Source organism: Pseudomonas sp. 5Vm1k (assembly GCF_056161485.1).
Map to the genome: position 1 here is coordinate 79,344 of NZ_JBSPCZ010000007.1, position 11,705 is coordinate 91,048.

Annotated in this window: 8 protein-coding genes and 1 pseudogene; all 9 read left to right on the forward strand. The window is 59.0% G+C overall.

Annotation, left to right across the window (positions count from 1 at the left end; translation table 11 throughout):
* Window positions 1-150: 150 nt before the first annotated feature.
* The 9 genes and pseudogenes from ACWIKB_RS15640 (at window position 151) to ACWIKB_RS15680 (ending at window position 11,686) form a co-directional block, all read left to right on the forward strand.
* Complete coding sequence (locus tag ACWIKB_RS15640) at window positions 151-465, forward strand: ElaB/YgaM/YqjD family protein (protein ID WP_133838233.1); 315 nt, start codon at window positions 151-153, stop codon at window positions 463-465.
* Window position 466: 1 nt separating this feature from the next.
* Window positions 467-856, forward strand: coding sequence for a phage holin family protein (locus tag ACWIKB_RS15645; protein ID WP_475267963.1), 390 nt, complete (start codon window positions 467-469; stop codon window positions 854-856).
* The gene (locus tag ACWIKB_RS15650; protein WP_475267965.1) at window positions 853-1,194 is read left to right on the forward strand and encodes a hypothetical protein; all 342 of its coding nucleotides are present in this window, start codon (window positions 853-855) and stop codon (window positions 1,192-1,194) included. Before ACWIKB_RS15645 ends, ACWIKB_RS15650 begins: the two co-directional genes overlap by 4 nt.
* A 134-nt stretch (window positions 1,195-1,328) precedes the next feature.
* Window positions 1,329-2,492, forward strand: coding sequence for an EAL domain-containing protein (locus ACWIKB_RS15655; protein WP_475267967.1), 1,164 nt, complete (start codon window positions 1,329-1,331; stop codon window positions 2,490-2,492).
* Window positions 2,493-2,560: 68 nt separating this feature from the next.
* Complete coding sequence (locus ACWIKB_RS15660; RefSeq protein ID WP_475267969.1) at window positions 2,561-3,892, forward strand: deoxyguanosinetriphosphate triphosphohydrolase; 1,332 nt, start codon at window positions 2,561-2,563, stop codon at window positions 3,890-3,892.
* Between the two features lie 113 nt (window positions 3,893-4,005).
* Window positions 4,006-4,122, forward strand: a pseudogene (locus tag ACWIKB_RS15665) (response regulator); the annotation flags it as partial.
* Between the two features lie 268 nt (window positions 4,123-4,390).
* Window positions 4,391-5,017 carry a response regulator gene (locus ACWIKB_RS15670; RefSeq protein ID WP_475267971.1) on the forward strand — a complete coding sequence of 209 codons (627 nt, stop codon included), beginning with the start codon at window positions 4,391-4,393 and terminating at the stop codon, window positions 5,015-5,017.
* 8 nt (window positions 5,018-5,025) lie between these two features.
* Window positions 5,026-8,691 (forward strand): transporter substrate-binding domain-containing protein, encoded by a 3,666-nt coding sequence (locus tag ACWIKB_RS15675; protein ID WP_475267973.1) that lies wholly within the window; start codon window positions 5,026-5,028, stop codon window positions 8,689-8,691.
* A 49-nt stretch (window positions 8,692-8,740) separates the two neighbouring features.
* A complete protein-coding gene (locus tag ACWIKB_RS15680; protein WP_475267974.1) occupies window positions 8,741-11,686 on the forward strand; it encodes an HD domain-containing phosphohydrolase in 2,946 nt (981 codons plus the stop codon).
* Window positions 11,687-11,705 lie beyond the last annotated feature (19 nt).

Genomic DNA, 11,705 nt, shown 5'->3' on the forward strand with positions numbered 1-11,705 from the left:
TATGGTTTTGCTCAAATCATGCCCAGCAACAGCGCAACGGCGCAGGCTGACGCACCATGACATAGCAAAAGTTGTACCAGTCATTTGTACTGAACCTTCGCCCAAGGCTCATACTCGAACGCATCAGAAGCCACTTACGGAGATCCACCCATGGCCAGCATCAAGGCAAAGACTGCTCAAGAAATCCTGATGAACGATTTTCAGACCCTGGTCAGCGACACTGAACGGTTGCTGGAACACACCAAATCCATTGCAGGCGATCAGGCCGATGAGCTGCGCGACCAGATCCACGACAGCCTGCTGCGTGCCCGCGAAACCTTGAAGCTGACCGAAGACTCGCTGCGCCAGCGCGGTCAGGCAGCCGTCACCGCCACCGAAGATTATGTGCAGGCCAACCCATGGCAATCGGTCGGCATCGCCGCCGGCGTGGGTTTCCTGATTGGCCTGCTGGCCACGCGTCGCTGATATGTCTATCGGCGAATCCGGCTCGTCCGCGACGGGCACAAGCTCCTCAACGCGGCGCCTGGGTGCCGCATTTCTAGGGTTGCTGCACAGCCATGTCGAATTGTTCGGCATCGAATTGCAGGAACAGAAAGCCCGCACCGTAAGCCTGTTGCTGTTTGCAGGCTTGGCGCTGGTGTTTGCCTTGCTGTTGCTGGTGGGGTTGTCGACGCTGGTGATGATCCTGTTTTGGGACACCTATCGCCTGGCCGCGATCATCGGGCTATGCGTGTTCTACACCCTGGCCGCGATTTTCTGCGGGATGCGCCTCAAGGCTGCGGTATTCGATGAGTCCTCGCCCTTCCATGGCACCCTGGAAGAATTGGCCAACGATCGGGAGCGCCTGCTGCCATGAGCCTGCCTGAACTGCCACACAACAGCACGCGCACGGAAATGCGCAAGGCGCTGATCCGTTTGCGCATGGAAATGCATCGCCAGGAGATCCGCCACGAATCCGCGCAATTGCTGCAACCGCTGCAGCGAGTACGCGGGATGACGCAAAACCTGCAAGACGGTTTCGGCATCAAGCATGCTCCGCTCTGGGGCATGGCCGCCGTGACCCTGCTCGGTTTTCTCACCGGCAAGGGCGCCAAAAGCGGTGGTGTCAGCAGCGTCACTCGCCTGGTTCAGTTAGGCACCAGTCTGGGGCCGCTGATCAAGTTGGTGATGCAAGGCTCCGCGCGCAAACCGTAATCCGTCAGCCGTCATTAGCTGGCTGCATTCTTGCAATACCACCGGGATTGAATCTCTTTATCGAGGGGTTTAATCCTGCGTGCCTACCCGGCCTTGGGCTCAATCCAAAAACAAAACCTCACTAAGGAGGCCTCGTGATCGACGGGCACCCGCTCGCCTGCTTTCAGCCGTTCATCGATACTGCCACCGGCCGTATCGCGGGCGTCGAAGCATTGGGTCGACTGCGTCAGGCCGATGGTCAATTGACCTCCGTGGGGCCACTGTTCGCCGACCCGCGAACCCCGGCCATCGCCCTGCGTCGCCTCGACCGGCAGATACGTGATAACGCATTGAGCCGCCTGCACGAAGCACCTTCGGAATGGTTTTTGAGCCTGAACATGTCGCCGCGCTGGATCAGCCGCTTGCGCCCGGATCAGGCCTTGCCAAGTCTCAAGCAACTGGCCCGGCACGGGGTCGACCCGCAACGCATTGTCTTCGAGATCACCGAACTGGGCGGCGACGGTCAACGCCTGGCCGAAGTGGTAGCGCGTTATCGCCAGGCTGGTGCGCGGATCGCCATCGATGACTTCGGCGCCGGTTATTCGCAACTCGATCGCGTGCTCGCCCTGCAACCTGACATTCTCAAGCTCGACATGCGCCTGTTTCAGGCCGCTGCGCTAGGTGGGCCGAGCAGCGAAGTGGTCAAGGCCCTGGCACTCATGGCCGAAAAAACCGGGTGTTGGATCATCGCCGAAGGGGTGGAAACCGAAGCCCAACTGAGTTTCGCCCTGGAATGCGGTTCTCGCTATGTGCAGGGGTTTCTGTTCGCCCGGGCGCACACCGATTTCTTCGCCACCGATGCCTTCGTCGACCAATTCGCCCAACTGCGCCAACGCTATGTTCAGCGCAAGCTGGTTGAACGCGGGCAATTGATGGTCATGCGTCGACAACTCAGCGAGCTGATGGCGATCCTGCAGGAGTGGGCCCAGGCCCGCGCACCGCTGAGCGCCCTGCCCCAACTGGATGCTTTTCCCTGGCTGTTGCGCTTCTACCAATGCGATCGCCATGGCACGCAACTGACGCCCAACCTGGAATGGCGCAACAATCGCTGGGAGGCCGACGACCGATACCTGGGCCATAACTGGTCATGGCGCCCGTACTTCTATCATCTGCTGGCCGAAGGTTGGGATGAGCGGCGGCTGACCCTGTCCAACACCTACCGCGATGCCACCAGCAACCAGTACTGCCTGACGGCGGGACAGTTTTTCGACAACGGCGAACGACTGGTGCTCATCGATATCGACGCCGCCGGGCTGTAGTTCTGCTTGCAGGCACTGATGCGAACCGGGAAGCTAGGCCATCAGTCACTTGACGGAGAGAACCAGCCTTGGATTGGCAAACCCTGCTTACCCGCGAACGCCTCGGAAAGCCTCTGCACAGCCCGGAAGAACTTGGCCGCAGCCCTTTCCACAAAGACCACGATCGCATCATCTTCTCCGGTGCGTTCCGTCGCCTGGGGCGCAAGACTCAGGTCCATCCTGTGTCCAGCAACGATCACATCCACACGCGCCTGACCCACTCGCTGGAAGTCAGTTGCGTCGGCCGTTCCCTGGGAATGCGCGTGGGCGAAACCATCCGCAATGCCCTGCCCGAATGGTGCGAACCGAGCGACCTGGGCATGGTGGTGCAATCGGCTTGCCTGGCCCATGACATCGGCAATCCACCTTTCGGCCACTCCGGCGAAGACGCGATCCGTCACTGGTTCCAGCAGGCCGCCGGACGTGGCTGGCTGGATGCGATGAGCGAGGTCGAACGTAACGACTTCCTCAATTTCGAAGGCAATGCCCAGGGCTTTCGCGTGCTCACCCAGCTGGAATATCACCAGTTCGACGGCGGCACCCGCCTGACCTACGCCACCCTCGGCACTTACTTGAAGTACCCGTGGACGGCCAAACACGCCGATTCCCTGGGTTACAAAAAGCACAAGTTCGGCTGTTATCAGAGCGAACTGCCGCTGCTCGAACAGATCGCGCACAAACTCGGCCTGCCGCAACTGGAAGACCAACGCTGGGCCCGTCATCCGCTGGTGTACCTGATGGAAGCCGCCGATGACATTTGCTACGCGCTGATCGACCTTGAAGACGGTCTGGAGATGGACCTGCTGGAATACGCCGAAGTCGAATCCCTGCTGCTGGACCTGGTGGGCGACGATATTCCGGAAACCTATCGCCTGCTCGGCCCGCAGGATTCTCGTCGGCGCAAACTGGCGATCCTGCGGGGCAAGGCCATCGAACACCTGACCAACGCCGCCGCCCGCGCCTTTGTCGAGCAACAGGATGCGCTGCTGGCCGGCACGTTGCCCGGCGATCTGGTGGAACACATGCACGGCCCGGCCAAGCGCTGCGTGCTCAATGCCAAGGACATGGCACGTAAAAAGATCTTCCAGGACAAGCGCAAGACGCTGCATGAAATCGGCGCCTACACCACCCTGGAAATCCTGCTCAACGCCTTCTGCGGCGCGGCACTGGAACAGCACAACGGTCGCACCCCGTCCTTCAAGAGCCGTCGCGTTCTTGATCTGCTGGGGAACAACGCGCCCGATCCCCATGGCCCGTTGCATACCTCGTTCCTGCGCATGATTGATTTCATCGCCGGCATGACCGACAGCTATGCCAGCGAAATGGCCCAGGAAATGACTGGGCGCTCCGTCCACGGATAAAACCCTTGGATCAGCCGGGTCGGAGGCTTCTGACCGGCTGATTCAAGTGGCTCACCCTTCAACTGAATATCAACAGGCGCTGAATCCCTGCGTCTTGCGCTGAGCAAGCTGATCAATTATCCGGCTCCGACAGCGCCGAAGGTACCCTGTAAAAGATGCTCGGGGCGGGGCAACCGTTCGATATTCTGCTACGCGATCAATGCCTGCACGATCTCCCCCGGCTTGACCTTGCCCCGATATAAAAAAACGCAAACTTTCGATACTCACCAGGCACCAATAAATACAGCGTGTAATTCGCACTTTTAAACTCATCGCTTTCCGATTAAACAATCAGAAACTTCACACTTCCTCATTCAAAACCCAGTTGATACGTAGTCCTATTCTTTATCATTTGTAGGAATTGTCCTATATCACAGCTATCGACCCGTCCGTTCATACGCCCTTCCAATTAACTGAGCTAAGGTGCGCGCTTTATTCGCGCACGTATGGGACTTGATTATGAACTCCGTTTTTATTGTCGACGATCACCCCGTCATCCGTCTTGCTGTCCGGATGCTGCTGGAGCATGAAGGTTATAAAGTCGTGGGCGAAACCGATAATGGGGTCGATGCAATGCAGATGGTCCGCGAATGCTTGCCCGACTTGATCATTCTCGACATCAGTATTCCCAAGCTCGATGGGCTGGAAGTTCTCGCTCGTTTCAACGCCATGGGTACTCCGCTGAAAACACTGGTACTGACGGCACAATGCCCGACACTTTTCGGCATTCGCTGCATGCAATCCGGGGCCTCCGGGTATGTCTGCAAACAGGAAGACCTCAGTGAACTGGTGAGCGCCATCAAGGCCGTACTGTCGGGTTACAACTACTTTCCCAGCCAGGCCCTCAACCCCGTGCGCCCGGACGACGAGCGTTATGCAGAACTTGAGCTGTTCAAGTCCGTCAATGATCGGGAACTGATGGTATTGCAACTTTTTGCTCAAGGGCGCACCAACAAGGAAATTGCCAAAGGCATGTTCCTGAGCAACAAGACGGTCAGCACTTACAAAAAACGACTCATGCAAAAACTCAAGGCCAAATCCCTGGTAGCACTCATCGAGATGGCAAAACGTAACGCGTTAGTGTGAGAGACAGGATGCCGAGTCGCATAAAGGACTATCTAATAACATTGAGCGCAGGTTTATGCCTGAGCACTTCAGTGTCCGCGGCACACACCGCCGTCGAGAACTACACCCTGCTCAGCCGCTCAGCCGTCGGACATCTGGAAGTCCAACTGGATAAATCACAACGCCAATGGGCTAACAACAAACGCGAATTGATAGTGGGCACATCCGCCCCGGATTACCCGCCTTTTGACCTGACTGTCAGTGGCCGTGACTATGAAGGCTTCACCGCTGACTATGAAGGCTTCACCGCTGACTATGCCGGGATTCTCGGCCAGGCCATGGGCTTGCCGGTCAAGGTCCAGCGCTTCGCGACCCGCCATGCCGCCATCGAGGCGCTGGAAAAAGGTGAGGTCGACCTGCTCGGCACGGCCAATGGCTTCGAAGCCCACAACGCCAACGTGGTGCTCTCGACACCCTATGCCGTGGATCAACCGGTCCTGGTGACACGCGTGGGAGAAACCCGGTCGCTGACCGATGGCCTCGCCGGACTGCGGCTGAGCATGGTGTATCACTATTTACCGCTGGAGGAAGTGCAGGCGCTGTACCCGAAAGCGCTCATCACCGACTACCCGTCCTATCAGAATGCGATCAACGCGGTGGCCTTCGACCAGGCTGACGTCTTTCTTGGCGACACCATTTCAGCCCACTACATGATCAACAAGGGTTACCTGAACAACATCCGCATGGCCAATTTCGGTAAACACGAGGCCCATGGTTTCAGCTTTGCGGTACACAAGGACAACCCGCAACTGCTGCAGATCATCAACGCAACACTCAAGGCCATCCCCACCAGCGAGCGAGAAAACATCGCCAAGCGCTGGAGTGCCGGTAGCGACATTCTCCTCACCGATCACAAGTTGCATCTGACTGACCGCGAAGAGCGCTGGCTGGCGCAACACCCGGTGGTGCGCGTGGTGGTCAACGAGGCGTTTGCGCCGCTGACATTTTTCGACAGCGACGGCAATTTCCGCGGGGTCACCGCTGACCTTCTCGAGTTGATCCGAATGCGCACCGGTTTGCGCTTCGATATCCAGCGCAGCCGCGGCGACGATCAGATGATCGCGCTAGTCAAAGGCAACCAGGCCGACTTGATCGCCGCGCTGCTCCCCAGTCCTCAACGTGAAACCCAGCTGAGTTTCAGCCGCCCCTACCTGGAAAACTCCTTTGTACTACTGACGCGCAAATCCGCCGACAGCGCGACAAATCTTTCGCAGTTACAGGACAAACGCCTGGCCATCGCCCAAGGCAATCCTCTGACCGACTATCTGCGCAGCGAGTTTCCAGGGATCCACCTGATTGAAACACCGGACACTTTTCACGCCGTGGAATTGCTCGCCGAGGGCCAGGTAGAAGGCGCCGTCAATTCACTGGTCATCGCCAACTACTTCATTTCGTCGCGCATCTTCGAACATAAACTGCAGATCAGCACCACCATCGGCACCCAACAGGCGGCGTTCTCCCTGGCCACGGCGCGCGGCGCCACGGAACTGAGTTCGATCATCGACAAAGCCCTGTTGAGCATTGCTCCGGAAGAGCTGGGGGTCATCAACAGTCGCTGGCGTGGTTACTCGGCAGCCTCGGAAAAAACCTGGAATAACTTTCACCGTGTGTTCTATCAGATCGTGATCGGGGCCAGCGTGCTGCTGCTGATTTCCATGGCCTGGAATGCCTGGATGCGACGCCAGATCAACCAGCGCAAGGCCGCTGAGCGTGCATTAAACGATCAGTACGAATTCATGCGCTCGCTAGTCAACGGTACGCCTCACCCGATTTATGTGCGTGATCGTCAGGGCTTGCTGCAAAGCTGCAACGACAGTTACCTGGAAGCGTTCCAGGCGAAACGCGAAGACGTGATCGGCAAAAGCGTCATGCAGGGCAAGATGAACAATGCCTTCGAAGCCCGGGAATATCAGGCTGACTATCAACGGGTCGTGGCTGAAGGCACACCGATGATCGTCGACCGTGCGCTGCACATTGGCGGGCGTCGGTTGACGATTTATCACTGGATTCTCCCCTACCGAGATTCGAGCGGTGAAGTGCAAGGCATCATTGGCGGCTGGATCGATATCAGCGAACGGCGGCAACTGTTCGACAAACTGCGGGCCGCCAAAGAGCAGGCCGATGAGGCCAACCGGGCCAAAAGCACCTTTCTGGCCACCATGAGCCACGAGATCCGCACGCCGATGAATGCAGTGATCGGCATGCTTGAGCTGACCCTCAAACGCATGGATCTGCGGCATCAGCATCGCTCGTCCATCGAAACCGCGTACAGCTCGGCCAAAGATTTGCTGGAATTGATCGGCGACATTCTCGACATTGCCCGGATCGAGTCCGGGCGCCTGAGCCTGAGCCCGGAGCGGGTCAACCCGAGGGAAATCGTGGCCTCGGTCGTGAGGATTTTCGACGGCCTGGCCCGCCAGAAAAATCTTCGCCTGTTGTTGGCGTTCAATCCTCCCGAGCCGCCCTTCGATGTACTGCTGGACCCGTTGCGCTTCAAGCAGGTGCTGTCCAACCTGGTCAGCAACGCCATCAAGTTTACGGAACACGGCGAGGTGAGGATTACCGTCGACCTGCTCCCTGGCGATGAGGCCGAGCACACGCGACTGCAAGTGCAGGTCCAGGACAGTGGGGTCGGTATCAGCGAACAGGATCAGCAGCGCCTGTTCGAGCCCTTTGCCCAGGCCGATAACACCGGGCAGTCCGCCAGAGGCGGGGCGGGGCTTGGCCTGGTGATCAGTCGCCATCTGTGCGAAACGATGGGAGGCAGCCTGAAACTCAGCAGTCAGCCGGGGGTTGGCACTCAGGTCAGCGTTTCTTTGCATCTGGGAACGTTGCCACCAGAGCAGGCACCGGACAGGATTGAGCCACACCTCAACACCAGCGGCGCGCCGCTGAACGTTCTGGTGGTCGACGATCATCCCGCCAATCGACTGCTCATGTGTCAGCAACTGGAATACCTCGGGCACCGGTTTACCGGGGCCAGTGATGGCCAAGCGGGACTGGAAGCCTGGAAGCGTGCGCCCTTCGACCTGGTGGTGGTCGATTGCAACATGCCGATCATGAATGGCTACGACCTGGCTAGCGCCATCCGCCAGCATGAACAGCAGGGCCAACGTTCTCCCTGCATCATCCTGGGGTTCACCGCCAACGCGCAGCCAGAGGAAATTCAACGCTGCAAGGGCGCCGGGATGAACGACTGCCTGTTCAAACCCCTCAGCCTGACAGCGTTAAGTCAGTGGGTTGAAGGCATCAAGCCATCGGTCGGTGAACAGCCGTTCAATCTGCAAGGGCTGGACCTGTTGACGGGCGGCAATCCGGAGTTGGCCCAACGGCTGATGGCCGAACTGCTGAGCAGCAACCGACTGGATCGCCAGGAGCTGCTGGCCTTGTCCAGCCTCGATGACCGCCAGGGACTGCTCGATATTGCGCACAAAATCAAAGGCGCCGCCCGCATCGCCCAGGCCTCTCGATTGATCGATTGTTGCCAGGCCCTCGAAAAAGCCTGCCATGACACGGCGCCTGAAGATGAACTCGCCCCCTGCATCCGAACCATGGATCAAGCCATGCTCGAACTGGAGCGTGCGTTACTCCACCAGATGAGCCTCAACGCCGGCAGCAAAATGGCGGAGCCTTAACTATGCTTGGACGCTGAGCAGTGAGTTAAACACTATGGAGAGACCTGTAATGCCCAGCCCACTGCGCCAGGATCAACGCCGGTTTCCCCTGCACGTCCATATCAGCGTCATGTTCACGTTCCTGTTGCTGCTGACTGGTGTGGTGCTGGGCATTTTCAACTACGGGCAAACCACGCAGATCATTCTGTCCAGCAGTGAAAAGCTCTTCAATCGCATCGAGCAGGATGTACGCCTGGACCTGCAATCCACCTATGAACCGATTCGCCACCTGCTGAGCCTGCTGGCCGACAGCCCGCCCACCCAGGCCACGACACTTGAGCAGCGGCTGGCGTTGCTCAAGCCGTTCAGCCAATCGCTCAAGGACAATCCCAACCTGGCCTCGCTGTACCTGGGCTACGGCAATGGCGATTTTTTCATGGTGCGCCCGCTGCGCACCGCCGCCCTCAAGGCGCTGCTCAAAGCCCCCGACGCGGCGGCCTATCAAGTGTGGAGCATCGAGCGCCACGGCAGCAGCGATCAGGTGGTTTCCCAAGCCTTGTTCTACGACCAGGCCCTGAACCTGATCAGCCGCCAGGCGCTTCCCGACGAAACCTACGATCCGCGGACCCGCGCCTGGTTTACCAGCGCTCGTGGGGAGATGGACCAAATCACCACCGAGCCCTACGTTTTTTTCTCCACCCACAATGTCGGCACCACACTGGCCCGGCGCAGCGGCGACGGGGCGGTGATGGGCGCCGACCTGACCCTCGCTGAACTCTCGGCGACCCTGGCCAAACACGTCGTCACCCCCAGCACCGAGATTGTGCTGTTCGATGCCGAGGGCAATGCCATTGCCTACCCGGACAGCCAAAAACTGATCATCGACGACCAGACCGCCCGCCTCAGTAAAGCAGCGGACCTGAGCCCCATCCTCGGCGCCCTGCTCGCCAGTCCGCTGGCGGGTCATCGCCTGAACGTCGCCGGCCGGCAATGGATCGTTGCCCGCAGCCACATGCAGGAAGGTGGACCCGAGGGTTTGCAAATGGCGCTGCTGGTGCCCGAGGATGAATTGCTCGTCGATGCCTACCGCATGCGCTGGCAAGGGGCGCTGATTACCCTGGCCACGTTATTGCTGTGCCTGCCGCTGGGCTGGCTGACGTCGCGCATTCTGGTCAAGCCGCTGCGCGCTCTGGTGAAGGAAGCAGACGCCATTCGCAGTTTCGATTTCAATTTTCCCGTCAGCCGGCGCTCGCCAGTGCTGGAAGTCGATCAATTGAGCGTGTCGATGGCGCGGATGAAAGACACCTTGGGGAGTTTTTTCCAGATTACCGACAGCTTGTGTGCCGAGACCCGCTTCGCCCCCTTGCTGCAACGGGTACTGTTTGAAACAGTAAAAATCGGCCAAGCGCAGGCTGGCCTGATCTACCTGCGCGAGAGCGATGGCGATCGAATCGAGCCCCATGGCCTGGTGATCAATGGCACGTCTGAGCCCTTGCCTTCATACGGCATTCAAGGACATGAACTGCAGAACACGCGGAACCCGTCGTGGTTACAACAGCTGTCGAATGCTGACAATGTGGTCGCCAATCTGGGGTTCGAACAGGCCGGGGATTTGCAGAAGGTCTTGCTTGCGATGAACAGCCCACGGGTGCATCTGATCGGTATTCGGCTGCGTAACCGGCATAACGAAACCGTGGGTCTGCTGATTCTGCTGCTGGCCGACAGTGGCAGCCAAAGCGACCTGGAAAAACTCCGCCCGGATCGCATCGCGTTTCTTCAAGCGGTGTCCGGCGCCGCAGCGGTGAGTATCGAAAGCCAGCGTTTGCAGGCCAAGCAAAAACAACTGCTCGATTCCTTCATTCAACTGCTGGCCGGCGCAATCGACGCCAAGAGCCCTTACACCGGCGGACATTGCCAACGCGTCCCGGCGCTCACGCTGATGCTCGCCCAAGCGGCCGCGGCCAGTCAGGCCCCGGCGTTCAGTGGCTACCAACCCACCGACGATGAGTGGGAAGCACTGCACATTGCAGCCTGGCTCCACGATTGCGGCAAGGTCACCACCCCCGAATATGTGGTCGACAAGGCCACCAAGCTGGAAACCCTGAACGATCGTATCCACGAAATCCGCACCCGCTTCGAAGTGCTCAAGCGCGATGCCTGGATCAACTATTGGCAGGCCATCGCGTTGGGTGGCGACGAGCAACACCTGGCCGAACTGCGCAATGCCAACCTGGCAGGCCTGGACGATGATTTCGCCTTTATCGCCCGTTGCAACCTGGGCGGCGAGGCGATGGCCGAGGCCGACCTCCAGCGCCTGAACCTGATCGCCCAACGCACCTGGACCCGAACCCTGGATGATCGACTGGGGGTGTCCTGGGAAGAGAACCGCCGCCAGGCACGCACTCCGGCGCCGACGCTACCGGTCAGTGAGCCGTTGCTGGCGGACAAACCCGAGCACCTGCTGGAACGCGCCGAAGGCGAACTGATCCCGGCCGACAATCCCTGGGGTTTCAAACTCGATGTGCCGCACTACAAATACAATCGTGGCGAGCTCTACAACCTGAGCATTCCCCGAGGCACCCTGACTCGCGAAGAGCGCTACATCATCAATCACCACATGGTGCAGACGATCCTGATGCTCAGCCACCTGCCCTTCCCCGGCCACCTCATCAACGTCGCGGAAATCGCTGGCGGCCACCACGAAAAAATGGACGGCACCGGTTATCCCAAACAGTTGAAGCGCGAAGACATGAGCCTGCCTGCGCGGATGATGGCGATTGCCGATATTTTCGAGGCGCTGACCGCAGCGGATCGTCCCTACAAGAAAGCCAAGTCCTTGAACGAAGCGCTGGGCATCATGGCCACGATGTGCCGTGACGCCCATATCGATCCTGAATTGTTCGGGTTGTTTATCAACGAGCAGATTTACCGGCAGTACGCCGAGCAATTCCTCGACCCGAAACAGATCGATGCCGTGGACCCGGCAAGCCTGCTGGCAAAAGCAGGCTTAAGATAGTGACAATCAACCCCTGTGG

What these genes read in the sequence shown, in the direction of transcription:
- ACWIKB_RS15640 (WP_133838233.1), top strand. Translation starts at nt 151, where the DNA reads ATGGCCAGCATCAAGGCAAAGACTGCTCAAGAAATCCTGATGAACGAT.
- ACWIKB_RS15645 (WP_475267963.1), top strand. Translation starts at nt 467, where the DNA reads ATGTCTATCGGCGAATCCGGCTCGTCCGCGACGGGCACAAGCTCCTCA.
- ACWIKB_RS15650 (WP_475267965.1), top strand. Translation starts at nt 853, where the DNA reads ATGAGCCTGCCTGAACTGCCACACAACAGCACGCGCACGGAAATGCGC.
- ACWIKB_RS15670 (WP_475267971.1), top strand. Translation starts at nt 4,391, where the DNA reads ATGAACTCCGTTTTTATTGTCGACGATCACCCCGTCATCCGTCTTGCT.
- ACWIKB_RS15675 (WP_475267973.1), top strand. Translation starts at nt 5,026, where the DNA reads ATGCCGAGTCGCATAAAGGACTATCTAATAACATTGAGCGCAGGTTTA.
- ACWIKB_RS15680 (WP_475267974.1), top strand. Translation starts at nt 8,741, where the DNA reads ATGCCCAGCCCACTGCGCCAGGATCAACGCCGGTTTCCCCTGCACGTC.